The sequence below is a fragment of the Candidatus Alcyoniella australis genome (assembly GCA_030765605.1).
In the GTDB taxonomy this organism is placed as follows: Bacteria; Lernaellota; Lernaellaia; order JAVCCG01; family Alcyoniellaceae; genus Alcyoniella; species Alcyoniella australis.
In genome coordinates this window covers 40,360-65,434 of sequence record JAVCCG010000109.1, presented here as the reverse complement: position 1 = coordinate 65,434, position 25,075 = coordinate 40,360, and the positions used below count along the sequence as shown (strand labels likewise).

The window sequence follows — 25,075 nt, the reverse complement described above, 5'->3', positions numbered from 1 at the left end:
GCTGTTTTCTACGTATTCATTACACAGAAGCGGTCTTCATGCCCATGATCCGTATTCGATGCTGAATGATGATGGCTTTAGGTGTGCCGCAGACCCGAATGTTGGGAATTAAATGAATAGAAGAGAAATAATTTGTGGAATAGCATCGTCAATGCTATTAACCATAGCCCCCCCCCTGGTAACGCCAATGTTCTAACCCTGGGAAGCGGGAATAAGCCATTAACCTATAATATTGATTGTATAGACGTTGGTAAACGCGCTTCGTGTAATGATTCTTTGAATACAGATCATTTGAATGCGTTGGTCGGTGATTTAGATTGTTGTTCGTGTACTGAAGATTACCTGAAATTCCCATATTTATCTGAATTAAAGGATTATAGGAGGCCGATATCGCCTGACAAATTGTATCGAATGATATTAGATGCGTGTCCAAGAAGAGATATCGATGCAAATATCGACATGCCCCAAAGTCAATTGAAATCTGAACTAACGGAAATAATGAATATCGGCTTCTTATTGGAGACAATAAATGAAACCAAGCATGTATTGAAATGTTATGGAGAATGTGCCGCCGAAAATTATAGACGATCGGTTTGGAGGGTTGAGGACCCCTATGTTGGTACATTTCATTTTATTCTGCTAAGTCCCTTGAAATCAAAGATTAAAACAGGAATAGTTTTTACAAATGCAAATGGCCATAATCCTATTGAATCAGAAAAGAGCCATTGCGCAGGCTATTTGGCAAAACATGGATTCGAAGTTCTCATTCCTCAAATACGATCTAGATGCACAGATTGGAATGAGTGTCTTGTAAGCAGAGAACTACTTCTCAATGGTTGGGGATTTCCTTCAATAATGGTATACGAACAAGCAATTGCTACAAAAAATATTAAGATACTTTGGAAAAGAACGTGGAAATCATGATAGAAAAATCGGTATTTATGGTCACGCATCTGGAGCGATGACCGCTTTATTATCAAGAAATGTGAATCCTCATGGCCTCAGTTGCATTATGATAGATGACGGGACTAATGATTTTCTGCCATCATCTTGCGATTTAAGATATCTAACATGCACGGTAGACCCCAAGCTCACACCATATGGGTTGATAATTGAAAGTCGACAAGAGCCGTTTAATACCCCGGTAGGGACCGCAGGATATATAGTGACAGAAAGAGATTATCCAAGAATAGTAGAATTTTTTAAGAAGTATTTATAAAGAGGGAAGTAAAAACGTTGACAGCTAATAAACGGTGTGGTATATAAAATAACTAGGATAACATAATATAATAAACCGCAGGCCAAGAAAGGGATTCTTATCGTGATTGTAAGCTTGTGGAATCCAAGTTGATGACTCATAGAGTAAACTAGCAGGAGGTGGCAGTGTATATTAAGAAAAACCATCGGATGTCTGTTTTTAGGGGAGGGGCATTCTGTTTACTTATCATATGTTTGGTTTTTTTAGCGTGTGAAAATAGTGCAGAGGAAGCTCAAGCAAACCGAGGAACACTTGATGATGATGATGATCAAGGAGACGACGACTTCGATGATGGTGATGATGAATTCGAAAAATATTGCGGATACATGAACGAACTAAAGTCAGAAGCAAGCAATATCGAGATATTTTATAATCCAAACGCCGATGTCAAATGCCTTTGGGATCCCAGGCCCGGAAGTGCGCCTAATAGTGAATGTGCTTGTATTCAAGACTACGAAAACATCTTATATCTTGAAGAAGCCCAGCCGTTTGTTAATGTAATGCAGCCGGAAGAGTTGTTGGAGATAGTAAATGATCCTGAATACGAGCTTGGAATTGAGGAAGAGTATTTGAGTCCGGATGATTTGTCCGAAGCGTTGATGGACGGAGGAAATATCAGCTTTCTAACTGATGGAATGTATGACAGAGAATTAAACGTTACTGTTTTAGACCAGAAAGTTGAAGCAAGCTTTTGCCGACAACTGTTGTTATTTGAGGATCCTTTTGTAGGGGCATTTACTGCAATGCATATTTCACCGATAAACCCGATGGCTGAAACAGATGGATCATTCCAAGTTCCAACTGTGATCGCTTCGCACGGGCACTGTGAGAATCCCGAGAGGTTTGAAATAGATCATTATGGCGAAAGATACCCGGATCATGGTCTCGGAATCATCATGCACTCTTCAAAGGGAATTTGTGTTGATGATTATGAGGCCGACACCTCGTTTAACCTTGTTTCCAACGGGTTTTCCACTTTGGGAATCAAGGTATACGAGGAGGCGCTTCTACTGAGATATTTGAAGGCGAATCTGGGCGTTGACGAGGGTCATATCGGGCTGATCGGACATTCCGCCGGGGCAAGTCTCGGGAATATTACGTCCAGAATATTTTATGATGACTTTGCGGCCTATGTTGCCGACACGGAAACCAGCTATGTGGCCTGGTTGCCTTGGGGGGCCGGCTTGGAGGGTTTTTGCTATGTTATGACGCTTGGAATATATCCCTACCATGTACAAATATACGATTTTGAAAATAATGCGGTGCCGACAATAATGATCCCATACGATGGTGGAGATCGACCTGATAATGAGCAGCGTATATTTGAGTTTTTTGAAGAGAAACTATTTTAACAAGCCAATGCACCATAGCTTGTAAGCCTAAATTTGGCAGTCGGGCGGAGCGCGGTTAAACTGCGCCCTGGGAGGCGAGACGCGTTGAAGGTTCTGCTGGTTCAGGCGGCATATTTATATCAGCATCACACCCATCTGCATCCGTTGGGCGTGTTGTACATTGCCGCGAGTCTGCGCCAGGCGGGCTACGACGTGGCGGTGCTCGACATGAAGCTCGAGGAGCTGACCCCCGAGGCGGCCATGGAGCGCGTGCGCGCGCAGGACCCGGACGTGGTGGGCATCTCGGCCATGACCTACGAGGCCGCGTGCATGCACGATCTGGCCGCGCTGGTCAAAAAGTGGAAGCCCGCGGCCAAGGTGATCGTGGGCGGCGCGCATCCGGCCAACGATGTGGAGCGCACGCTGCGCGATCAGAACATCGACTTGCTGTGTATCGGCGAGGGCGAGATCACGCTGCCCGAATATCTGGCCAACCTCGAGGCGGGCGGCGACTGGCGAGAGGTCAAGGGGCTGGCCGCAATGGTCGATGGCAAGCTGGTGCGCAACGAGCCGCGGCCGTTCATCAACGACATCGATACCATCCCATTCCCGGCCTGGGACCTAGTGCCCCTGGAGCGCTACAACTACATCCATCGCGGCGGGATCATCTTCAAAAATCGCAAGTTCATGACGATGTTCTCCTCGCGCTCGTGCCCCTACCGTTGCATCTATTGCCACAACAACCTGGGCAAGGTCTGGCGGCCGCGGCAGCCCGAACGCGTGGTGGACGAGATCCAGGCCGTGTACGAGCGCTACGGCGTGCGCGAGATCGAGTTCATGGACGATATGTTCAACCTCGACCTGGGGCGCGTACAGGACATCTGCCGAATGATCATCGAGCGTGGGCTGAAGATCAGCATCACCTTTCCCAACGGCATGCGTGCCGACCGGATGGACCTGGAGACCGTCAAGTGGCTCAAGCGCGCGGGCATGTACCGCACGATGTACGCCATCGAGTCGGGTTCCGAGCGCATGCAGCGCTACATGAAAAAGAACGTCAAGCTCGACAAGGCGCGCGAGATCGTCGAGCAGACCGCCAAGCTGGGGATTATGACCCACGGCGCGTTTATGCTCGGATTTCCCGGCGAGACCCGCGAGGAGATGCTTCAAACTTTGCGCTTCGCCTGGTCGTCCAAGTTCCACACTGCGGCGTTCTACCGCGTGCTGCCGTTCCGCGGATCGGAACTGCACAAGATCGTGTTCAAGGACCATCCCGAGCCGGAGATGACCGTGGAGCAGTTCGAGTTTCACAGCTCGGACATCAACCTCAGCGAGGTGCCCGAGGAAGAGGTCACGCGGCTGCGCAAGCTGGCCTACCAGAAATTCTACCTCAATCCGATCCGCCTCTGGCGCATCTTCTGGCGGCTTCCGAACAAGCTGGTACTCTTACCCTACTTGGTGGGAATGTTCGTCAGGCGCGGTCTGCAGCGCTAGTCTGACCTGCAATATTCCGGGCCGATCGGCTCGGCGGGGGAGCATAGATGAGCCTGGCCGAATTTTACGACTCGATCGACAAGCTGCTCAATGCGCGGCTGTTCACGGTGGGCGATGCGGAGATTACGCCGTTCTCGCTGATCTACGCGGTGGTGATCCTCGTGCTGACCGGGATCGCGTCGCGCCTGGCGCAACGGGCCGTGGTGCGGATCTTCAGCGCGCGCTCGATCAAGAAAGAGGGGACGCTGCTGGCGCTCAAGCGCCTGACGCATTACATCATTCTGCTGGTCGGCGTGGCCGTGGCGTTGCAGACAGTGGGAATCAAGATGCAGGCGCTGTTCGCTGCGGGCGCGATCTTCGCCGTGGCCATCGGCTTCGCCATGCAGAACATCGTGCAGAACTTCGTCTCGGGCGTGATCCTGCTGGTGGAACGCACGATCCATCCCGGCGACGTGCTCGAGGTGGACGGCAAGATCGTGCGGGTCCAGGATATGGGAATTCGCGCCACTGTGGCGCGCACGCGCGATGGTGAAGATCTGCTGGTTCCCAACACGCTGCTGGTGCAGTCGCTGGTCAAGAACTTCACGATGAAGGATAGCTACATTCGACTGGGCGCCGACGTGGGCGTGGTCTACGGCTCGGACCTCAAAAAGGTTTTCGAGGTGCTGCGGCACACCGCGGAGCAAGTGCCCTGGCGCATGCTCGACCGCGATCCGCAAGTGCTGCTCACCGATTTCGGCAGCTCGGCGGTGAATTTCACGGTCTACGTCTGGATCCCCGATCCGTGGGAAGGTCAGCGGCTCTCATCGGAGTTAAATGAGCGCGTTTGGTGGGCGCTCAAAGAGGCCGGGATCACCATCGCCTTCCCGCAGGTCGACGTGCATTTCGACCCGTTGGTGAACGAGGCGGTCAAACGGCTGCGCGATTAATCAATAGCGTACTTTGATCGGCTGGAAGCCTTTGTCGCCTTTGTGGCGCGGGGCTTTGGGCATGAACAGTTTAATTATCAGCAGTCCGGCGTAGCGCCAGAAGAAGCGCAGCTTGTTGGGGAACAGCCGGATCAGGCCCCAGACACGGCGTGGCGAGAGCATGTAGCGCTGGTAGGCCAGTCGCATCAGCCGCTCGAAACGCTCGTCCGAAACAGCCGAGAGGTTGATGCTCGAGTAGTCGTAGGTGAACTCCTCCCAGCACACGTCGATCGGTCCGCGCTGCGCTGCCACGCGGCGGCCCAACTCGGTGGCGGGGTTGGGCACCACGCGGCTGAAGTTGGCGATGTGGCTGTGCGTGCGCCGCGCGAATTCGATGGTGGCGCGGATCTGCTCCTCGGTCTCGCCGGGGAACCCGAGCATGAAGAAGCCCTTGACCAGCATGCCCATGCGTGCGGCCTTGGCCATGTATTGGGCGACCATGTCCACGTCGAGGTTTTTGTCGATCTCGCGCTGAATCTGCGGATCCACGGTCTCGATCGCCAGCGAGAGCCGACGTGTGCCCGCGCGCCACATCAGCTCGAGCAGCTCGTCGTCCATCCGATCGCCGCGCACGCCGTTTGGGAACGCCAGCACCAGGTCGAGCCCGCGTTCAACGATCCCGCGGCAGATCGCCTTGGCGCGATCGAGGTCGAGGTTGAACACGTCGTCCTGGATGTGCAGCTCGCGCACACCGTAGTCCTGGACCAGCATTTGGATCTCGTCCAGGGCCGACTGCGCCGAGCGCGGCCGGAACCTGCGGCCGAACAGGTTGTGGCAGTAGGTGCAGCCGTAGGGGCAGCCGCGGCTGGTCTGGATGCTCATCTGCTCGGGCCGGTTGTAGAGTAGGTCGCCCATCAGCTTGCCGAAGTAACGCGGTACGTCGATCAGGTCGTAGGCCGGCCAGGGCATGCAGTCCAGGTCGGCGATCACCTCGCGCGGTGCGCCGAGCAGCAGCTCGTCGTCGCGCAGCACGGCTGTGCCCGGGATGTCGGACGGATTGCGGCCGGACTCGTAGGCCGCGAGTATTTCGCTCAGGGTCTGCTCGCCCTCGCCGATCACCGCCACGTCGGCCGCTCCGGGTCGCGCGCCGCTGTGTTCGAAGCGCGAGCCCTGGGCCGCCCCGCGCACGATGGCCTCGGGGTTGTTCGTAGCGTGAATCCCGCCGACTACCTGCGGCGTGTTGGGCAGCAGCTGGCGCGCGCGAGCCAAAAAGCGATGCAGCTCGGGCGCCTCGAAGGTCATCGCCGTGGCCGCCAGCACGTCGGGCCGCCAATCGACAACGCGCTGCAGCAGCTCGTCCAGCGGCAGATTGAGCAGCCGGTTGTCGAAGATTTCCACTTCGGCGTTGTTGTGCTCGCGCACGTAGGCGGCCACGGACATCGGGCCCAGCGGGTGCGTGACGTTGACCTCGAAGTGCGGCTTGCTTTGGCGGACGAACAGAACGCGCAAGCGGCTCACCTCATCCGGCGTTGTTGCGGCGCAGCATGAACGGGGCGCGTTGCCATGTGCGCCACAGCAGCAGTAGGCCGAGCATCAGCAGGAAGCGCAGCGGCGACCAGGCCAGGGCCGGCAGGTGCAGCGCCAGTCCGGCGACGATGCACAGCGCGGCGGCCGCGAACAGCAGCCGGGCGCTCACACCCCAGATCCCCAGCAGCGCGAACAGCAGAAAGGCGATGGCCGCGATGTAGTCGGTCAGCGCCCCCTGCCACGAAATTACGGCCAGACAGATCAGCAGATAGATCAGCACCGCGGCCTTGTCGCCCCAGCGCTCGACCCACTCCCAGAAGCGGCCGGACTTGGCCTGTTCAGCGTCGAACAACGGGCCGACGCGCCACGGCCAAAACGAGATCACCAGCGCGCTCAGGCCGAAGATCGCCGCCCAATGACCGCTGGTGATGATGAACCGGCCCTGGGTCAGCCAGCTGGGAAGCACCAGGATCGTGAACAGCACTGCGTACGCCGCCAGGCAGATCGCCCCGGCGAGCAGCGTACGCCGCAGGTTGAGCATGCCGCCCTTGCGCAGGAACCCGGCGCTGAGCACCAGCGGTCCGAGAAAGAACAGCTCATACATCGCCCAACCCTCGAGCGGCTGGGAGGGGATGGTCACCAGCAGGCGCGTGCGCCATTCCTGGTAGAGCGATAAATTTTCATACCACGGCAGGCCCTCGCGGCCCCAGACCCACCAGCCGGCGATGGTCCCTGCGACCTCGGTCAGGTATGAGACCGACTGCACGATGAAGATCGTCAGGAACAGCAGCATCAGCGGGTTATCGCGCAACGGCCAGCCGCGGGCGCGTTCGAGAATCCGTTCGGCCATGTGCCAGGCGAGCAGTCCGCAGAACGCCCAGCCGACGATCACCGCGATCGGCGCGTCGCCGATGCGCACCGCGGCCGAGGCCGAGACCTCATAGTCGTGGGGCAGCAACAGGTGGCGGATCTGCAGGTTTTCACGAACCGACCAGAAGACTACCGCCGCGACCAGCACCAGCAGCCCCTCGCCCCATCCGCGACGCCGTACGTGGGACAGGTAGAGCGCGACCAGGGCCAGGGAGGCCGGCAAGGTCAGGATCCACATCGGTACGATCGGTTCAATCATGGGAGTGGATGATAACCCAATTACGGGCTCAATGCAGGAGTGGCGAGCAGGCCGCTGCGGCGGGGATCGGGGTCAGTTCAGCTTGCCAGGTCGAGGCGTTCGGCGTCGGGCCAGAGTCCCTCGATGTCGTAGAAACGGCGCACGGGCTCGTAGAACACGTGCACGATTATTTCACCGAAGTCGATCAGCGCCCAGTGCCCCTGGGTCTTGCCCTCGCAGCCCAGCGCCTGGTCGCCGCGGTGTTTCATCTCGGTCTCGATGTTGTCGGCAATGGCCTGGACCTGGCGGTCGGAGCTGCCGTGGCAGATCATGATGTAGTCCGCGAACGAGCACAGGCCCGATACGTTAAGCACTACGATTTCTTCGGCGTTTTTGTCGGAGGCGAACCGGGCGAGTTCCTTAAGCTTGTCTATCACCAGACTCCTTTGGAGGAGGGTTGGAGTTCAATTTCAGGATAGGGAGTTGCGCGAAGCACTGTCAAGGGAATTCGGGGAGCGAAAAACGCTGCCCGTGGCCGGAACCAGGCCCAGATTCTCACCCGGGGTCGCCTCGCTGCAGTAAAGGCGTGAAGCGTAGGGTCAGGTCCTTGAATACCAGGATCGCGGTCAGCCACCAGAGCACGATCCACAGCGGCACTCCGCAGATCCAACCCAGCTGATAGTGGTGCAGGCCGGCGACACGGATGTAGAGCACCTCGATCAGCGGCCCGACGATCAAGGTGATCCCCAGCAGCTTCAGGTCGTGCCGGGTGGGTCTGATCAGCATCAGCAGTACGGCCAGGCCCAGGGCGAAGGGCAGCCAGCTCAGCAGCGGATCGGCGTAGTACTTGTAGATCGCCTGACGGGAGGTGAACACGATCAGCAGTTCCAGCACGACCTTGGGCAGTGCGCTTTCGCGGCCCAGCCGTCCGAACCCGACCCAGTTCGAGGGCCGCGTGGGCGGCGCGAGCGCCTGCCAGCGCGTGAGGCGCGCCATCAGCCGCAGGATCATTCCCCAGTAGAGCAGCATCCACAGCGGGATCTGCGAGAACTCAAAGTAATGCGGCACCGCGTAGTCGTAGATCCGATGGTTGTGCACCGAGTTCCAATCGTTGAACGCGCCGAGCAGCGTGCACAGCAGCAGGAACAACAGCTCGCCCGAAATATTTACCTGCTCACGGCGGGCCACGGCGGCCACGGCGATCATCCGCGCCACGATCAGCGCGGGCACCAGGATCGACATCAGTGGCAGGTCGTGGGCCCGGAGGCAGATCGCTGCGCTGACCAACGCGACCAGGGCTGCGTCGATGCCCACCAGCAGGTTGGAGTCGGGCCGCAATCCGGGCTTGTCCATGCGGCCTTTTACCATTTGGCTGGGTTGAGGGCGAACTCGGCGATCTCGCCGACGATCCCGCTTTGCAGCGGGTGCAGCAGGCCCTCGGCATAGCGGCTGGTAGTGTAGTTCTGCATCCAGGCGCATTCTCCGCCGCACTGGTTGGCCGCCGGGCCGTGGAAGTTATCCGGATTGACCAGCTTGCGTCCGGCCGCGTAGGCCTGGTCAAAGCTGTCGAACTTCAGCAGGTTGATGTCCTGCGGCTCGACGTTGACCGGCGCGCGGCACGGCCAGCACAGCGAGCCGTCGGACCAGATGTGCGGCTTGAGCGTGGTGTAGCAGGTGTGCGGTCGGCAGTACAGCAGCCGCCCCAGCAGCGTGGCCGAGCCGATGATCTTCTGGCCGTCGGCCTTGCGCTGCAAGATCAGCTCGGCCAGGGCTTGGTAGTCGGGATTTTGCAGCAGGCTCTCCGAGGGCCGATGCCCCTGGTTGACCGGCACGGGCACGAACCACAGGTCGAGGTCCGCGCACAGGTCGAGCACCGCGCGCGCCTCGTCCAGGGTCTGCTCGCTGATCACGGTGTTGACGCTGAGCTTGAACTTGACCAGTTCGCGCAGACGGCGCAGCAGCAGCAGGTTGACCAGCACCTGTTCGGTCTTGCTCACGCCCCAGAGCTTGCGCAGCAGTCGCTGGTTCAGCGCGTCGAGGCTGACTACGACCACATCCATCTGCCAGAGGAAGTCGCGCCAGGCCCGCTGCTGCAGTCGTTGATGGATGTTGAAGCCGTTGGTATTGATCATGTTCGGGAAGAAGCCCAGGTCCCACGAGTAGTCGAGCAGCTCGGGCAGGTCGTCGCGCAGGGTCGGCTCGCCCCCGCACCAGTAGAGCGCGGGCGTGCCGCTGTGGATCAGTTCCAGCAGCCGCTTGCCGCCTACGGTGTCCAATCGCCCGGGGTCGTCCACATCGTAGTAGGCGTGGCCCTGATGATTGTCGCAGTAGGTGCAACGGAAGTTGCACTGGTTAAGCATGGTCCAGATCGCGTACAGCGGCCGCAGGGCGTGATCGCCCTTGCGCAGCTTGCGTCGGTTGATCGTAAAGTTGCGGCCGAACAGCGCCAGGGCCCGGGCGCGACGCCGCGCGTCGCGCAATCGGTCGGCAGCGCTCAGGTCGGCGGACTTGCGGATCAGCGGCGCGATTATCTCGGCCAGCTCACGCGCCGCCGCGTCGCACGCCTCCAGGTCCGCATCGCCGGGCCGCGGCGCATAGTGCCGCAAATCACCGAGTTGCAAATTTTTCATCGCGCTTGTCGTCCTAGAGTAACGAGGCCCCCTTGAGCATCAGCGTCTCGTTGGTGCCGTCCATGATTGTCAGCAGCAGCGCGTCGCGCGCGTACTTCTCGAGGTTGTACTCGCTGGAAATGCCGTAGCCGCCAAGCACGCGCACCATCTGGGCGGTGTGGCTCACGGCCTGCTCCGTGGCGTTGACCCGCGCGGCGATGCTGGTTTTAAGATCGCCCGGGAAACTCGAGCGGCACATCCAACTGGCCTTCCACAACAGCGCGCGCGAGGACTCGATGGCGCAGAACGCGCTGAACAGCTTGTCCGCGATCAGTTGGTGCTCGAAGATCGGCTTGAGCCCCTGCACGCGCTCTTTGGAGTATTGCAGCGCGTCCTCGTACGCCGCGCGCATCAGGCCCACCGCCAGGTAACCCACGCCCACGTTGCCCACGGTGATGATCGAGTTGTGCAGCATCGGGTAGCCCTCGCCCGGAGGGAAGATCATGTAGCTTTGCGGGATCTCGACGTCCTCGAAGAACACCGGACCCTGGTTGAGGTTGCGCAGGCCCACGCGCGGGACCGGCTTGCCGCGCGACACGCCCGGCGCGTCGGCGGGCACCACGAACGCTCCCGAGCCGCGCAGCCCCTGGGACGGATCGACGCAGGCGAAGACGATGTACACGTCGGCAATGGTGCCGTTGGACACGAAGTTGGATTTGGTGCCGTTAATCACCCACTTGTCGCCGCGCTGGACCGCCGTGGTGTAGTGACGGATCTTCGGCTCGAAATACAGCTTGCCGTCGGAGCCCACGTCCGGCTCGGAGCTGGCCCAGGCGCTGATCTTGCGGCCGGTGTTATCGGCGCAGAACGGCGCCACGTAGCGCTCGACCAGCTCGGTATTGTCCGGCGCTAAAAAGTTGATCAGCTGCGGCACCACCGATCCGGCGAGCAAACAGGCGGTGATTCCCGTGCCCCAACGCGCCAGCTCTTCCCAAACCATGCCCGTGGTGCTCGCGTCGAGCTCCAGGCCGCCGCAGCTCTCGGGCAGGGCCATCTTGGGAAATCCCAGCTCGAACGCCTGGCCCAGCACATCCCAGAACAGCTTGGAATCGAAGGCCTGCTGCGGGTCGTTGATCGCATCGAGCTCGACCTCGGCGGGCTGCAACACCTCCTTGCCGAACTTGCGTGCGGTCTCGACGATTTGCAGTTGGGTCTCGTCGGGCGTGAAGTCGATCATCTCTCTCTCCCTCTATTGGCTGACAATACAGATATGCAGTTGGATCACTCTCCGGTCGAGAAGTCGGTCATCTTGAAATAGAACGGCAGGAAGGCCTCGGGGTCGACCTCGGCCACGATTTTGCCGGGCAGCATCGTGTTGTCGCTGACAAGTAAAAAGCCCATCAAGGTCTGCTCGATTTCGATCTCGGCCCAAGGGTCGGCCGCGGAAGGCGTGAGCTGCACCGTGGCTTGGCCCACCTCGCAATGCTTGAGATCGATCGTGGTCTGCTGGCGCGCCAGCAGCACCGGCCCGTCGAACCCGGGCTGCAAATCGACGCGCGGCATGGCCTTAAAGGTGAAGCTCGGGCCGGTGGGCGGCAGCTCGGGCAGCTCGCCCTGGAGCTTGACCTCGACCTGCACGAAGCGCACTCCCGCGCGCTCGACCCAGCCGCGCACCGTGTCGCCCTCGCGCTCGAGGCTGATGTGCGACATTTTTTTGGGCAGACCGAAGATGTCGCGGCCGTTGTGCATCCGCGCCTCGGCGTCGATGGGCATGCTCAGGCAGTAGGTGCCCGACTCGCCGTTGTGGCGGCAGCGCAAATAGATCGCGGCCTCGTGGTAACCCGGACCGAGGTTGGTCGCCTTGTAGCTGGCGATGAACATCAGGCCCGCGGGGGTCTCGTCGGGCTCCAGCGGCGGCGGCAGCAGTCGCTGCACGATCTCGGGCTTGGTGAGGAACATTACTCCCAGCATCTGCGCGTCAACGAACTTGCGCACGCCAAGGCTGTAGTACTTGCTGAGCTCCTCGGGGGTTTTGACGTATCCCATTTATCAGCCTCCTTTAATCCTATGAAAATCGTTTGTAGACTTTCCATTCATTGCGCTGCGCCGTGAGAATCGCCTCCTCGAGCAGGCGCGGCGAGATCCGGTGCAGCAGGTTGCCCGCGCTGCCCGCCGGGGTCATGATCAGCCGCCGTTTGCGCTTGCGCAGCATCTTGACGATCAGCTCCGCGGCCTGGGCCTGGGTGTGATGCGCCGGTCGATCGGGTTTTACCAGCGAGCCGTCGGCCGCCAGAATGCGCTTCTCCGGATCGTGCTCGGTAAACCCGAGGTAGACCACGCCCACGTGCACTCCCAGATCGTGCAGCTCCAGGCGCAGCGATTCGGCCAGCCCGCTCAGCGCGCCCTTGCTCGCGCAGTAGGCCGTGGCCACGGGCACGCCGAACAGCCCGGCAATGCTCGAGATAAACACTAGGTGACCGCGACGCTCGATCAGCGGCTCGATCGCCGCCTTGGTCAGGTACATGCTGCCCAGCAGGTTGACCGAGGTCACGCTCTTGAGCACCTCGAAGCTCAGATCGCGAAAACGTCCGCGCATTGAGACCCCGGCGTTGTTGACCAAAATGTCCAGGCCGCCGAAGTTCTCGACCGCCGCGGCGACCATCGCCTGGCAGTCCTGGACCTGCGACACGTCGCCGGTCACGGCCGCCACCGGCCCCAGGGCCGCAAGCTCGTCGCGCGATTTAAGCAACCGTTGCTCGCCGCGGGCCGAGATCACTACCTTGGCTCCGGCCTGCAGCAGCTGTTTGGCCGTGGCGAACCCTACGCCGCGGCTGGCTCCGCTGATCAACGCCACCTTGTCTTTGAAGTAGTCCATGGTCTGCCTCACCTCAGGTGTCCGTATTGTTTGAGACCGGTCAGCGAGTCCTCGATCGATTGCTCTACGTCGGTCTGCGGCATCTCCAACTCGTCGATGGCGCGTTGCGAGCTGTAGTAGCTTCCGATCAGCGACAAACGCGCGATGCGCCGGTTGAGCTGCACTTTTTTGCCGCTGAGCTTTCCGAAGGCCTCGGCCAATGCGCCGCCGGTGAGCACCAGCGCGCCGGGCAGCACGACCTTGGGCGGCCGCGTGTGCGCAATGCGCGCCACTGCGCTGAAAAAGTCGAAGTAGCTCATGTTGCGGCCGCCGAGGATGTAGCTGCGTCCGGCCGTTCCTCGCAGCAGCGCCCCGAGCATGCCGCGCGCCACATCGCGGGCATGGGCGAAGTTGCGGCCGCCGGCCGAGGCGAAGAGCAGCTGTTTTTCGACGAACTGTTTGATCAGCTCGCCCGAGCTGGGCCGGGAGTCGTAGAGCCCGAGCATGAAGGTCGGCGCGCAGATCACCGCGTCCAGCCCGTGCTCGTCCACGTATTGCTTGACCAGCGCTGAAGCGCGGTGCTTGGACTCCATGTAGGCGATGCCGCGATATTGCTCGGGGAAGCCGCCGCTCTCGTCGCCCGGACGCTCGATCGTGCCGCTTTGGTAGGAGCTGGCCGAGCCGCAGAACACCAGCCGCTTGATGCCTTGCGTCAGGCAGGCGTCGAGCAGCTTGTGCGTGCCCTCCAAATTGACGTTGTAGATCAGCTCGTCCGGCGCCCACTGGTCGGTGATCGCCGCCAGATGAAAGACACAGTCGCAGCCATCGACCGCGCGCTCCAGGTCGGCTGCCGGACCGAGCAGGTCGGCCTGCTGCGACTCGATTTTAAGTCCATCGAGGGTCGGCGATTTGCTGTTCGGCTGCCGCAGTACGCGCACCGCGATGTTGGCTTCGAGCAGCTCGCGCACCAGGTAGCTGCCCAGCAGCCCGTCGGCTCCGGTGACCAATGCTTTGCCCGGATTATTCATGAAGCTTCTACTGTGGCGCACAATCTGTGCGCAATGACTTCGTCATCCTCGCCGATCCGTCCTCGACGTACCACAGCGGGTACGCCTGCGAAGTATCGGCTCGGCTTTCTAGTTCTTGCGGCACCTTGCACGCCTCGTTGACGAACCATCATGAATAATGCGGGCTTGCTGTAATGCTTTGTCATGTTTGTCCCGTTGTCACCGGGCGCGCTGCGCCCTGTTGTTAAATTTCGCCGTGTTCGGTGCGGTCGATCACCTCTTGTTGGATCTCGCGTCCCATGTCCACGAAGTAGGTGCTGTATCCGCCGACCTTGACGATTAGGTCGCGGTACTGTTCCGGATTGCGTTGGGCGTCGCGCAGCATCTGGGAGCTGGCCACGGTCGGCTGAAGCTGCGACCCGCCCATGGCGAAGTAGGCGCGGATCAGCTGGATCCATTTATCGCGAGCAGTGCGCGTCTGTCCCACGCCGCTGGGATGAAATTTGATGTTAACCGCGCAGCCCAGGACGTGTTCGAACGGCAGCGTCGCCACCGAGCGCAACGCCGCGGTCACGCCTTGGCGTTCGACGTTGTAGGGATTGCAGCTTGCGGCGAACGGCGTGGCCGCGCGTCGACCGTCGGGCGTGGCGATCGACAGTCGGCCGTCGATGGTGTGGGTGGTCATGCTGATCACGTAGGGCACGAACGGGCCGCCCTTGAACGAGCGGTGGTCGTGGGTCAGCTTGAACAACCGCTCGCTGACGCGCCGCGCCAGCTCATCGCTCTGGGGTTCGCCGTTGCCCCACATTCCGCCCAGCCCCTGGATCTGCTCAAGCAGCTCCTCGTGGCCGACGAAGTCATTGTCCACCGCCTGCAGCAACTGTTTGACGCTGAACGCGCGTTGCTCAAAGACCAGCTTCTTAATTACGTACAGCGAGTCGCTGAGGTTGGCGATGGAGTTGATGAACGAGATCCCGGAGAGGTCGTAGTCCGCGCCGCCGTGCGTCACGTCGCGCATGCTCTTTTGGCAGCCGTGCATGAAGGCCGAGATGTAGGGCGCGGGCAGCAGCTCGGCGTGCAGCTCGTCGCGTAGGTTGGAGCCGCGTACGATTTTGTCGACAAAGAATTGTGCCTGCTTGATAAAGGCGTCCTCAAGCTCGGCGTAATCGCCGAACGTGTCCGGGTCGCCGGTTTGCAAGCCCTCGCCGTGGATCGTGCCGGCCATGGTGGCCGCGTCGCCGTTGCGCAGGGTGATGTCGAGCACTCGCGAGAGCAGCAGGGCGTTGGCGCTCATCGAGCCGGTGCGGCCCGGGCAGGTCATCTCGACGCAGCCCATCACCGCGTAGTCGTGGGCGTCGCGCTCGGCGAATCCGCTGTTGCGCATCGCCGGCACGTTGACCTCGTCGTTGAACAGCGCGTAGCTCGACGTGCCCTGCTGCAGGTAGTCGGCCATGACGTGCAGCAGCTCGTCCGGGGTCTTTTTATGCACGCGCAGCGAGATGTTGGTGATCGCCTTGGAGTTGTGCGCCGCGCGCAGGAACAGATAGGTCAGCGCGTTGGTGCCGTCCTTGCCCTCGGGAGTCAGGCCGCCGATGGTCACCGGGGTCGAGCCCAGGAAGCGGTGGTAGAAGTGCGAGAGCATGTTCGATTCGAGGCGGATGTTCTGCGACATCAGCTTGAGCAGCAGCTCCTCGATCAGCTCGCAGGCCGCTGCCGGATCAGTGCGACCGGCCTCGAGGTCGGCGCGGTAGTACGGGTAGAGGATCTGGTCCAGACGGCCGAAGCAGTGCAGGTTCATCGGGTGCGCCAGCTCCACCGCGGTCTTGAGCGTCCACAGCGCCTGAACCGCCTGGGCAAAGGTCTGCGGCGGCTTTAGCGGCACGCGCTCGCAGTCGCGCGCCATGCGTTCGAGCTCGGCGCGGCGTCCGGGATCCCGCTCAATGTCCGCAGCCTCGCGCACCTTGACGGCCAGGCGTCGCGCGTAGGTCTCCACGCCCTCCAGGGCGTGCCTGATCGAGAGTAGAAAGTCGCGCTGCTCTTGGCTTAACCCGTCTTGCTCGAGCTGGTGCAGCACTTGGGCCAGCATTGCCTCCAGACCGTTATCCAGGGCGTTTTGATAGTCGAGGATTACGTGCCCCTGGATCGTGGCGCAGGTGGCGCAGGTGGCGAGCATTATTACCTGGCGCGAGGTGTTGCCCGGCAGGGCCGTGGCAAAGTCGTGCATCTCCTCGGAGTAAAGTCCCGACTGGGCCAAGCGCTGTTCGAGCACGTCGGCCAGGCAGCGGTCGCGCCAATAGGGCAGCAGCTCGCCCAGCAGCTCGCGACGGTCGGCCGGGTCGATCTGAAACGGGTTGACCTCGCGCCGGTCCATGGTCTGCAATCCCATGTTCATCGGCTGGGCCCCGGCGCGGTTCGCCAGGCGTTGGTTGTGAATCAGCTCGCCCAGCTTGCCTTTGCGCAGCAAGTACTTCAGGGCCTTGGCCGCGGACGCGGCGCGGAACGCAGCCATGCGCGGCTTGGTCAGCTCGGCCTCGAGCACGCGGTTGTACTCGCCGCGCTCGATGATTACCGGTGCGCCGAGGAAGTGCTCGGTCCAGTAGCCGGCGATGCGATCGTCCGGGTCCAGGTGGATCGTCATTCGTTCGTAGACCCGGCGCATGGCAAGGGCCACGCGCAGGTTGCGCGACATGTCGTGGTCCTGAGTGTCCTGCCAACTGTGGGTAAAATAGCGCGCGCGCTCCACTGAGATGTGTGCCTCGCCGCTTTGGTAGCGCCGTTGCAACCGCTTGATGCGTTCCGAGGGGCGGGGCTGGCCAAGGTCTTCCAGGACGTGAGCCGCTTCAGCCGTCATCTTCGGCCTCGCTTGTTGAGATTCGCTCGAGCTCGTCGAGCAGCATCTGGGTCATCCGCCGCAGGTGCGAGCGGCGCCGGGCCAAGTTCTGCGCGCTCAGCGGGTCGCCGCCCAGCAGCGGCTCGAGCATGCCCGAGTAGCTGAAGTATCCGGCGATCATTCCGTAGAAGCTGATCATTAGCTGCTCCGCTGCCAGCTCGCCATCGTGCGTCGCGGGGAACGCGCCTTTGATCAATTGAGTGCCCAGCTCGAACAGCGGCCCCATCAGCTCGCGGATGCGGTTGGCGTGTTTGCCGCCCGAGGCCTCGCGCTGCACGATGCGGCTGAAGTTGCGGTTGCGTTCGAGCAAGTCGTGGTAGGCGTCGATCAGCCGCAGCAGCCGTTGACGGGCAGTGCCCGGCAGATCCAGGGCCGCGGTGAGCTCGATGCGCATCCGTTGGTAGTAGTCGTCCAGCAGCGCCGCGAGCAGCGCCTGCTTGCTGTCGAAGTGGTAATGGATCAGCGCCTTGTTCACGCCCGAGAGCTCAGCGATCTCGCGGGTGGTAGCGGCGTCGAATCCAACCTCGCCGAACAGCCGATCAGCTGCGCGCAGGATCTTGTCTCTGGCTGATTTCGGTGTATGGCTCATAAATTTAACTGGGCGACCGGTTAAGAATTATCATACTGTAAAGTGAAGGAAATGCAGTGTCAAGCAAAGGCGCAATTAATAAAAATCAGTAGCCTGCATGTCCCGAAGGTTCCGCAGAATCGGCAGTTGCGATAGAGTTCGGCGATATGTTGACCAGCGTTGACTCTGCGGGCCAGGGCGACCGAATGCGCGGGGCGTTTATCGGCGTGGCCTGGGTGCTGCTGATCTTTCTGGCATTCGCCGGGCTGTATTGGCTCGGGTATCCGGCGCGCGCCGAGTTGGGGATGAGCACCGAGGGCGACTACATGCTTGGCGCACTGCAACTGCAGCGTGACTTGGCGCAGTGCGACGGAGCGTGCGACACGGCTGCGACCGTGCTCAATCCCGGCTACGTGATGGCCCCGGGCCTGCCGGTGTTCAGTACTCCGCTGTTTAGCCTGAAAGAGCTGACTCCCCAACGGCTGCGTCTGGTCAACCTGGCGGCGATGTTGCTGCTGCTGGCCGCGGTCTACGGCCTGACCGCGCAGCTCTACGGCAGGCGGGCCGCAGTACTCGCCGCGCTGATCACGGCGGGCATCCCGGCCTCGGACGGCCTTAGCGGGTTTTACAATCAATACCTGCTCTCGGCCGCAGCCAACGCGTTGGCCCTGCTGCTGTTGTTCAAGACCGACGGACTGCGTCGGCTGCGCTGGGCAGCGCCCGCGGGCCTGGCCCTGGGCCTAGCCCTGCTGTGCCACCGCGGCAGCGTGCTGTTCATTTTCGCGCCGGTGGTATTGATCTACTTCGCCCTCGGGCTGCGGCGCGAGGGGAAAATGCGCCCGCTGCTGGGGCTGGCGTTGTACCTGCTGCCCGCGCTGCTGCCGGCCTGGGGCCACATGTGGGCGTACTACCGCAGCCACCTGTTCGACCCGGTATTTTTCGCGCAGCTGCAGGCGGCCTGGCACGACCAGTCGCGCAGTGTAATCGAATTTCTGTGTAACTCGCGGCCCAGCGATGTGCTCAGCGGGACGATCAACTACGAGCTTTCCACGGGCGGCGGGTCGGACGCGGACCCCTGGTTCCACTTCCGTTCGCTGTTCGACGTGCAGCTGGGTTGGGCTCTGGGGCTGCTGTGGCTGCCCGCGGCAGCGGTGCTGGCCTGGGTCCGGCGGCGCGATTCGCGGACCTGGGCGCTGCTGGCCGCCGCGTTGCTGCCGCCGCTGTGGTTCGGCGCCTTTGGCACCAAGAACCACTTCTACATTTACCAGGTGGTGCCGCTGTTCGCGACGATCATCGCCGGGTCTGCCGCCGCGCTGCCTAGGCCCCGGGCGCGGCTGGCCGCCACGACCTACATTGTTGCCGCGACGCTGCTCTGCGGCTGGCTGCCGACCCTCTACGCCGCATCGATCGCCGGCCGCGACGGACTGCACTATCGTTTCAGCACGGTCTGGCGCGCGGGCTATATGCGGGACTTCGATACCCCGGGGCTGGGAAGCGCGTGCCGCGATCAGCTGGCGCTGCTCAAGCCGTCGGACTTACAGCGCACAGCAGTGCTGCTGGTGGGCTACGCCGAGATTTACGACGAGCGCAATCTGGACTCGATGAGCTTGACCCGCGACCTGTTGGCCTGCATGGGCATGGGCCTGCGCGACCTGCCGTTGGCCCAGGTCGAGCTGTTGACGCAATCCGCTCCGGACGGGGTCCTGGCCGAGGTCTGGATCTATCATGCGGACGAGCGCGGCTATCAGGCGGCCGCGGCCCTGACCGCGCTGCAACAACGGGCCGAGCCCGGCTTCCCCGCCTTTTCCCAGGGCTGGAGCGATCGCCCGTTCAATCTGCCGCCGCGGCCCGCTGGGCAGGCGTTGGTGAGGCCCACCGGCGGCATGAATCATCCGTTGAAAATACTGGTCTACGGCGCGCAAGAGGGCGAGGCTTTCGTAGCCCCATGAAAAATTTGGATTAAAAGTTTAAAGCGGTTGATTTTTTATTTTTTCCATAATAGCGTTGATTTAGTGCTGTGACGTTTCAGATGAGGGAATCGGGCCTGTTAGCGAAGAGACTCGAATCAAGAGCGTCCGGCAAGTTCATTTAACGCGGACTGATGAGGGTGAACTCGCCTGCTGCAGGTAACGGTTTCGGAAAGTCATAGCCATACCCACCGGGTTTATTACTGCCGCTAAACAGTATATACCCCGGTATCGGCGGACTTGTCGCCTCCAGCCCCCATGCAGACGAGATCGAACCGAGCGGTCCAAGACAATTTCAAGAGGTGTAGTTCGATGGGTACAAAGCTTTACGTGGGCGGCCTTCCTTGGTCGATGAGCAGCGAGGATCTGCAAAACGCATTTGCCCCGCACGGTCAGGTTGTAGAGGCCAAGGTGATCGAAGACCGCCAGACCGGGCGCAGCCGAGGCTTCGGCTTCGTGACTTTCTCCAACGAGGAGGAGGCCAAGAGCGCGCTTAAGCTCGATGGCACCGAGATGGACGGACGCCGGATCAAAGTCGACATGGCTCGCGAACGTAGCGGCGGCGGAGATCGCGGCGACTTCGGCGGCGGCGGCGGTTCGGGCGGTGGTTACTAAGAACCGATAGACATCTGGCTATCAATCGGGGCGCGGCCGGCTGTATTGCGGGTCGCGCCTTGTTTTATCATTATCTAGTCATTGTGTGCGCCCAAGGCGGAGATGGATGAGCAATCCGTGACGGAAATCGTTTGTAACGCCTGCCGCAGTACCCAGATCAGCGAACGCTATCGTTTTGACGATCGTTCGTTGTATCGCTGCAACCAGTGCGGCCTGGAGTTCATCCACCCGATCCCGGAACACGCCGAGCAACTCTACGGCGAGTACTATCTGTCCATCGACGGCGTCGGGCGCGAGGTGGGCTACGACAACTACTTCGCCGACCGCGAGCTGCTGCAGCGCGAGTTCGTACGCAGGATCGAGCTGATCGAACAACAGCGGCCGCCTGGATCGCTGCTCGAGATCGGCTGCGCCGCGGGCTTCTTTCTCGACGCTGCGCTCCAGCGCGGCTGGAGCACGATGGGCATCGAGATCTCGGAGCAGGCCGCGCGCTATGCCCGCGAACAGCTTGGGCTCGATGTGCGCCAGGGCACGATCGAGCAGTTCGAACTCGAGCCCGAATCGTTCGATGCGGCGGTGCTGAACGACACTATCGAGCACCTGCGCGATCCGGCGCGGGCGATTGAGCTGATCGCCGCGGCGCTTAAGCCCGGCGGCGTGCTGCTGATTACCACGCCGGACACGGGATCGGCCTGGGCCCGGCTGCTGGGCCGGCGCTGGGTGCACCTCAAGCCCGGGGAGCACTTCCACTACTTCAGCGCGTCCTCCCTGGCGCGGCTGCTCGAGCGCTTCGGACTGGGGCTGATCCACAGCGGGCCGCTGGCCAAGGGGCGCACCTTGGGCGGAATTTTGGCGCGCTTGAACTTCCATCGCTTTGACAACCAATCGCGGGCGTTGGATTGGCTGAGCAAGGCGTTCAACCGCCGAGTGCCGCGTAGATTCGGCGTGCGTTCGGGCGAGATGATCGCCCTGGCGCGCAAGGTCGGCGGCTGAGGATGCGCAGAATCGGACCGCTGCCGTGGCTGATGGCGGCCATGGCCGTGGTCTACACGGCCTATTGTTGGTACTTTCCCATCGATTACCTGCCGGACACCAATACCTATATCTTTCCGGCGCGGGCGATTCTCGAAGGCTCATACGACTCGATTTACCGCGTGCCGGTCTACCCGATGTTCCTGGCGGCCTGGATGGCTCTGGGGCTGAACACCGACCAGATCGTGATCGTGCAGCACGTGATCGCCTGGCTGACCATCGCATTGCTGTACTGGGCCGTGCTGCCCGGCCTGGGCCGTCGCGGCGCGCTGTTCGTGGCGTTGATCTACGGCATCAGCCCGGTCTGGCTGAGCCTGCAACACATGATCTTCTCCGAGGCGCTGTTCGTGCCGCTCTCCGTGCTGTGCCTGACCATCGCCCTGCGCGGCAAGCTGGCCCAGGGCCCGCTGGGCCTTACCGCGCTGCTGGCAGTGCTGATGATGATCTCGGCGCTGACCAGGCCGATCTACCTGTCGTTCGTCGCCTGCATGCCGTTGCTCTACTTGTTGTTCCGCAACGAGCCGCTGAAAAACAGGCTGGCTCATGCCGTGGTGTTCTGCGCGGTCTGTGCGGCGATGGTTATGCCCTGGATGCTGCGCCAAAGCGACGAGCAGACCGACTTCTTTACGCCGATCGCCGCGCGCAACCTGCCGATCAACGCCGTGATGCTGATCGATCCCAAGATGCCCAGCAGTGACGAGGGTGCCAGAGATTTCGCCGTGGAAAATTTCCGAACACGGGGCTATGCCAAAGATGGATGGACCAGCGGCGAGCGCAACGATGCGATGCTGCTGCTGTTTAATGAGCTGGGCACCGCGTTCGAGGTGGACGAGCCGGAAGTCAACCGGATGCTGACCCGTCTGGCCTTAGAGGGCATAGCCTATAAACCGCTGGGTTATGCCAAGGTGGCGCTGATCAACTTCCTGACCTTGATGCTCACCGTTCCGGCGATGGCCCTGCTGTTCCTCGCGCCGTTGTTGATCGCCTGCCGACGCGAACAGCGGCCGAGTTTCAGCGCGGGACAGATGCTCTATCTTAAGGCCCACGTGTTGGTGCTCGCGGTGGTCACGGCGCTGTTCGAGGTCGGCATGCCGCGCTATTCGCTTACGTTCTGGGTCGCGCTGTGCGTGTTGTTCGTGGCCGCGGCGCGGCTGGTGCAAGCGCGCTATCGTCCCGCCGAGGGGTCGAAGGCCGAGAGGTCGGGGTCAACGTAGCAGCAGCCCCAACAGGCGGGCAGGGTGCCGCGCTCGCGGATCAGCGCCCTGAAGCGCGCGAAGCGCTCCGAGCGCCAGACCTGTTTTAACGACGAGTCGATCACCGATCCCACCTCGTAGCTCAGACACGGATAGACCCGCCCTTGGGGCGTGATGATCAGACATCCCCAGGGATCGAAGCACGGCAACATCTTGCCGTAATAGCGTTCGGCGTTGAGGAAGTAATCCTCGGTCAGCTCCGGGTCGCGGAACGCGGGGTAAAAACGGAAACGGGTGCGTCCGGCCGACCCGCGCCGCACCAGCGAGCTGAACAGCTTGGCGAACTCGGCCCGCAGCCCGCGGTCCTCCAGCGGGCCGAAGTAGTGGACTTTCTCGTAGCTGGGGTCGTCCAGGGTTTGGGTCAGAAACGGGTTCATCTTGACCGGGTTGTCGTACTCCAACGAGAAGGTGACGAAGTCGGCGTCGAGCTTTACCGCCTGGGAGATGATCGTTTCGACGCAGCCGAAGTTCTCGGCGGTGACCGTCATTTTTATATCGAGCAGCGGGTAGCGTCGTCCAACCTTGCGCTTGGCACGCTGCAGCGCGTCAAGCCGCTGGATGGAGGCGTCGTAGGAGCCGGGTACGCAGGTGATTCGATCATGGATCTCGCGGTCGCCCATTAGCGCGCTGCCGATCAGCAGCGTGTGCGTGCGCAGGCACAGATCGATCAAGCGGTCGTCGAGCAGCAGCGCGTTGCTCAGCAGGTTGACCCGCCGAATTGCGCCGACCCCCTCGAGGATGCGGAAGAATTCGGGATGCGCCAGGGGCTCGCCGCCGGTGAGCGTGATCAGCGTGAAGGCCGGAACCTGTTGCGCCAGCCCGATCCATTCGTGGGCCGGCAGCTCTCCCGCGGGCAGGCGCCGACCCTCATCGTCGGCAATGCGGCGCTGAAAACAGTGAGAGCAGCGCTGGTTGCAGCGGTAGGTCAGTTCGAACTGCATGCGATAGGGCGGCAGCAGACCGCCGTCGCCGGCCAAGCGCGCCAGGCGACCGTACGATCGTCGCAGCATCTCGAAATATCGGTCCAAATTCCCTCCGGAACGTGATTGCTCACGCTACTGCAATCTTTCGGTGATCTCAAGCCTGGCCGCACAGCGCTGATTTGAATTTTGCTTAGGTTGATCTATCATCCAACAAGCGCCGAATCTCGATCAACAAACCGTTAGTCGTGCTTACGGAAGGGGTCCCATGAGCGGTATATGTGGAGTTGTTTCCAGCGGTGATTGCGCCGAGCTGTTGTTGTTTTGTACCGACTATCACACCCACCTGGGAAGTCAGCTGGCTGGCATGGCCGTCCACGGTGAAAAGATCTACAAGAAGATCCACGACATTACTCAAGGTCAGTTCAAATCGCGTTTCTCCGAGGACTACCTGAAGATGCGCGGCAAAATGGGCGTCGGCGTGATCAGCGACGCGGACGCCCAGCCGCTGCTGATCCACTCGCGCTTCGGCAGTTACGCCCTGGCGATGGCCGGGATGATCGACAACAAGGACGAGCTGACCCAGGAGCTGTTCAACGGCGGGTCGATCTTCACTGAGACCTCCACCGGCGAGATCAACTCGGTGGAACTGCTGGCCAAGCTGATCGAGACCGGCGAGACCTTGGTCCAAGGCGTGGAGCAGATCTACGACCGGATTCAGGGCTCGGCCTCGCTGCTGCTGCTGACCGCGGACGGGATCATCGCGGCCCGCGACAGGCTGGGCCGCACGCCGCTGGTGCTCGGCGAGCGCAACGGCGACTACATGCTGGCCTCGGAGCAGTGCGCCTTTACCAACCTGGAGTTCAAGCCGTTGAAGCTGCTCGGGCCGGGCGAGATCGTGATCGTCAACAACGAGGGCTACCGCGTGCTGCGCAAACCCGGAGAGCAGATGCAGATCTGTTCCTTTCTCTGGATCTACACCGGCTACCCGGCGTCGAGCTACGAGTGGATCGGCGTGGAGGGAGTGCGCGAACGTTGCGGCGCGATGATGGCCCGCCGCGACGACGTGCAGGCCGACCTGGTGTCCGGAGTCCCCGACTCGGGCATGGGTCACGCCGTGGGCTACGCGATGGAGTCCGGGTTGCCGTTGCGCCGCGCGCTGGTCAAGTACACCCCGGGTTACGGCCGTTCGTACATTCCGCCCTCGCAGAAGATCCGCGATCAGGTGGCCCAGATGAAACTGCTGCCCGTGCCCGACGTGATTCGCGGCAACCGGCTGGTGATCTGCGAGGACTCGATCGTCCGCGGCACCCAGCTCAAGAGCTTCACCATGCAAAAGCTCTGGGACTTCGGCGCCAAGGAGGTCCACCTGCGGCCGGCCTGTCCGCCGCTGATGTTCCCCTGCCGTTTCGCGCTCTCCACGCGCAAAGTCGACGAGCTGATCGCGCGCCGCGCGATCAACGTGATCAGCGGCGGAGACCAGACCAACCTCGGTCCCTACCTTGACCCGGATACGCCGCAGTACAAGAGAATGGTCGATTGGATCGCCCAACACCTCGGCGCCACGACCCTGCGCTACCAACGGCTGGACGATATGATCAAGGCCATCGGGCTGCCCGAGGAGAACCTGTGCCACTACTGCTGGACCGGCCGCTCGTTGTCGTACGAGTACAACCCGCGCCAACGCGAGCTCGGGCTGGAAACGGGAAAGATCTGATTAATAATCCTGGCTTG

General features: G+C 61.3%; 21 protein-coding genes. 9 read left to right on the top strand and 12 right to left on the bottom strand.

Annotation, left to right across the window (positions count from 1 at the left end; translation table 11 throughout):
- Positions 1-132: 132 nt before the first annotated feature.
- The 4 genes from P9M14_13130 to P9M14_13115 all read left to right on the top strand — a co-directional run bounded on the left by P9M14_13130 (position 133) and on the right by P9M14_13115 (position 5,012).
- Positions 133-924 carry a hypothetical protein gene (locus tag P9M14_13130; protein ID MDP8256687.1) on the top strand — a complete coding sequence of 264 codons (792 nt, stop codon included), beginning with the start codon at positions 133-135 and terminating at the stop codon, positions 922-924.
- 459 nt (positions 925-1,383) lie between these two features.
- On the top strand, positions 1,384-2,610 hold the full coding sequence (locus P9M14_13125; GenBank protein MDP8256686.1) for a hypothetical protein: 1,227 nt from the start codon (positions 1,384-1,386) through the stop codon (positions 2,608-2,610).
- An 84-nt stretch (positions 2,611-2,694) separates the two neighbouring features.
- The gene (locus P9M14_13120) at positions 2,695-4,083 is read left to right on the top strand and encodes a radical SAM protein (protein MDP8256685.1); all 1,389 of its coding nucleotides are present in this window, start codon (positions 2,695-2,697) and stop codon (positions 4,081-4,083) included.
- Between the two features lie 47 nt (positions 4,084-4,130).
- A complete protein-coding gene (locus P9M14_13115) occupies positions 4,131-5,012 on the top strand; it encodes a mechanosensitive ion channel (protein MDP8256684.1) in 882 nt (293 codons plus the stop codon).
- Here P9M14_13115 and P9M14_13110 read toward each other — a convergent pair whose 3' ends face one another.
- From P9M14_13110 to P9M14_13060, 11 genes are all read right to left on the bottom strand, one after another.
- Complete coding sequence (locus tag P9M14_13110) at positions 5,013-6,509, bottom strand: radical SAM protein (GenBank protein MDP8256683.1); 1,497 nt, start codon at positions 6,507-6,509, stop codon at positions 5,013-5,015. It abuts the gene before it with no gap.
- Position 6,510: 1 nt separating this feature from the next.
- A complete protein-coding gene (locus P9M14_13105; protein MDP8256682.1) occupies positions 6,511-7,647 on the bottom strand; it encodes a hypothetical protein in 1,137 nt (378 codons plus the stop codon).
- Between the two features lie 77 nt (positions 7,648-7,724).
- Positions 7,725-8,063 carry a ribosome silencing factor gene (gene rsfS / locus P9M14_13100; protein ID MDP8256681.1) on the bottom strand — a complete coding sequence of 113 codons (339 nt, stop codon included), beginning with the start codon at positions 8,061-8,063 and terminating at the stop codon, positions 7,725-7,727.
- 118 nt (positions 8,064-8,181) lie between these two features.
- Positions 8,182-8,979, bottom strand: a complete 798-nt coding sequence (locus tag P9M14_13095) for a hypothetical protein (protein ID MDP8256680.1) — start codon at positions 8,977-8,979, stop codon at positions 8,182-8,184.
- Positions 8,980-8,987: 8 nt separating this feature from the next.
- Positions 8,988-10,256 (bottom strand): radical SAM protein, encoded by a 1,269-nt coding sequence (locus P9M14_13090; protein ID MDP8256679.1) that lies wholly within the window; start codon positions 10,254-10,256, stop codon positions 8,988-8,990.
- A gap of 13 nt (positions 10,257-10,269) precedes the next feature.
- A complete protein-coding gene (locus P9M14_13085; protein ID MDP8256678.1) occupies positions 10,270-11,472 on the bottom strand; it encodes an acyl-CoA dehydrogenase family protein in 1,203 nt (400 codons plus the stop codon).
- Between the two features lie 44 nt (positions 11,473-11,516).
- On the bottom strand, positions 11,517-12,281 hold the full coding sequence (locus tag P9M14_13080; GenBank protein MDP8256677.1) for an acetoacetate decarboxylase family protein: 765 nt from the start codon (positions 12,279-12,281) through the stop codon (positions 11,517-11,519).
- 19 nt (positions 12,282-12,300) lie between these two features.
- Positions 12,301-13,122, bottom strand: coding sequence for an SDR family oxidoreductase (locus tag P9M14_13075; GenBank protein MDP8256676.1), 822 nt, complete (start codon positions 13,120-13,122; stop codon positions 12,301-12,303).
- Complete coding sequence (locus tag P9M14_13070; protein MDP8256675.1) at positions 13,119-14,117, bottom strand: NAD-dependent epimerase/dehydratase family protein; 999 nt, start codon at positions 14,115-14,117, stop codon at positions 13,119-13,121. Before P9M14_13070 ends, P9M14_13075 begins: the two co-directional genes overlap by 4 nt.
- Positions 14,118-14,340: 223 nt before the next feature.
- A complete protein-coding gene (locus P9M14_13065; GenBank protein MDP8256674.1) occupies positions 14,341-16,947 on the bottom strand; it encodes a pyruvate formate lyase family protein in 2,607 nt (868 codons plus the stop codon).
- Entirely contained in the window at positions 16,937-17,575 is a 639-nt protein-coding gene (locus P9M14_13060) for a TetR/AcrR family transcriptional regulator (GenBank protein ID MDP8256673.1), read from the bottom strand. Before P9M14_13060 ends, P9M14_13065 begins: the two co-directional genes overlap by 11 nt.
- A gap of 146 nt (positions 17,576-17,721) precedes the next feature.
- On the opposite strand from P9M14_13060, the gene P9M14_13055 reads away from it, so the two are divergent.
- The 4 genes from P9M14_13055 (at position 17,722) to P9M14_13040 (ending at position 22,382) form a co-directional block, all read left to right on the top strand.
- The gene (locus P9M14_13055) at positions 17,722-19,503 is read left to right on the top strand and encodes a glycosyltransferase family 39 protein (protein ID MDP8256672.1); all 1,782 of its coding nucleotides are present in this window, start codon (positions 17,722-17,724) and stop codon (positions 19,501-19,503) included.
- A gap of 330 nt (positions 19,504-19,833) precedes the next feature.
- On the top strand, positions 19,834-20,136 hold the full coding sequence (locus P9M14_13050; GenBank protein MDP8256671.1) for an RNA-binding protein: 303 nt from the start codon (positions 19,834-19,836) through the stop codon (positions 20,134-20,136).
- Positions 20,137-20,253: 117 nt separating this feature from the next.
- Entirely contained in the window at positions 20,254-21,129 is an 876-nt protein-coding gene (locus tag P9M14_13045) for a class I SAM-dependent methyltransferase (GenBank protein ID MDP8256670.1), read from the top strand.
- A gap of 2 nt (positions 21,130-21,131) precedes the next feature.
- Positions 21,132-22,382, top strand: a complete 1,251-nt coding sequence (locus P9M14_13040; protein ID MDP8256669.1) for a glycosyltransferase family 39 protein — start codon at positions 21,132-21,134, stop codon at positions 22,380-22,382.
- Here the strand turns inward: P9M14_13040 and P9M14_13035 are convergent.
- Positions 22,334-23,431 (bottom strand): radical SAM protein, encoded by a 1,098-nt coding sequence (locus tag P9M14_13035; GenBank protein ID MDP8256668.1) that lies wholly within the window; start codon positions 23,429-23,431, stop codon positions 22,334-22,336. The two genes, P9M14_13040 and P9M14_13035, sit on opposite strands and share 49 nt — an antisense overlap.
- Before the next feature lie 178 nt (positions 23,432-23,609).
- Between P9M14_13035 and P9M14_13030 the strand changes: the two genes are divergently transcribed.
- The gene (locus tag P9M14_13030) at positions 23,610-25,058 is read left to right on the top strand and encodes an amidophosphoribosyltransferase (GenBank protein ID MDP8256667.1); all 1,449 of its coding nucleotides are present in this window, start codon (positions 23,610-23,612) and stop codon (positions 25,056-25,058) included.
- The last annotated feature ends 17 nt before the right edge of the window (positions 25,059-25,075 follow it).

Excerpts from the sequence above, each read along its gene's own strand:
- P9M14_13035 (MDP8256668.1), bottom strand. The coding sequence starts at position 23,431 with ATGCTGCGACGATCGTACGGTCGCCTGGCGCGCTTGGCCGGCGACGGC.
- P9M14_13115 (MDP8256684.1), top strand. The coding sequence starts at position 4,131 with ATGAGCCTGGCCGAATTTTACGACTCGATCGACAAGCTGCTCAATGCG.
- P9M14_13065 (MDP8256674.1), bottom strand. The coding sequence starts at position 16,947 with ATGACGGCTGAAGCGGCTCACGTCCTGGAAGACCTTGGCCAGCCCCGC.
- P9M14_13040 (MDP8256669.1), top strand. The coding sequence starts at position 21,132 with ATGCGCAGAATCGGACCGCTGCCGTGGCTGATGGCGGCCATGGCCGTG.
- P9M14_13060 (MDP8256673.1), bottom strand. The coding sequence starts at position 17,575 with ATGAGCCATACACCGAAATCAGCCAGAGACAAGATCCTGCGCGCAGCT.
- P9M14_13090 (MDP8256679.1), bottom strand. The coding sequence starts at position 10,256 with ATGAAAAATTTGCAACTCGGTGATTTGCGGCACTATGCGCCGCGGCCC.
- P9M14_13030 (MDP8256667.1), top strand. The coding sequence starts at position 23,610 with ATGAGCGGTATATGTGGAGTTGTTTCCAGCGGTGATTGCGCCGAGCTG.
- P9M14_13070 (MDP8256675.1), bottom strand. The coding sequence starts at position 14,117 with ATGAATAATCCGGGCAAAGCATTGGTCACCGGAGCCGACGGGCTGCTG.
- P9M14_13055 (MDP8256672.1), top strand. The coding sequence starts at position 17,722 with ATGTTGACCAGCGTTGACTCTGCGGGCCAGGGCGACCGAATGCGCGGG.
- P9M14_13095 (MDP8256680.1), bottom strand. The coding sequence starts at position 8,979 with ATGGACAAGCCCGGATTGCGGCCCGACTCCAACCTGCTGGTGGGCATC.
- P9M14_13080 (MDP8256677.1), bottom strand. The coding sequence starts at position 12,281 with ATGGGATACGTCAAAACCCCCGAGGAGCTCAGCAAGTACTACAGCCTT.
- P9M14_13050 (MDP8256671.1), top strand. The coding sequence starts at position 19,834 with ATGGGTACAAAGCTTTACGTGGGCGGCCTTCCTTGGTCGATGAGCAGC.
- P9M14_13105 (MDP8256682.1), bottom strand. The coding sequence starts at position 7,647 with ATGATTGAACCGATCGTACCGATGTGGATCCTGACCTTGCCGGCCTCC.
- P9M14_13085 (MDP8256678.1), bottom strand. The coding sequence starts at position 11,472 with ATGATCGACTTCACGCCCGACGAGACCCAACTGCAAATCGTCGAGACC.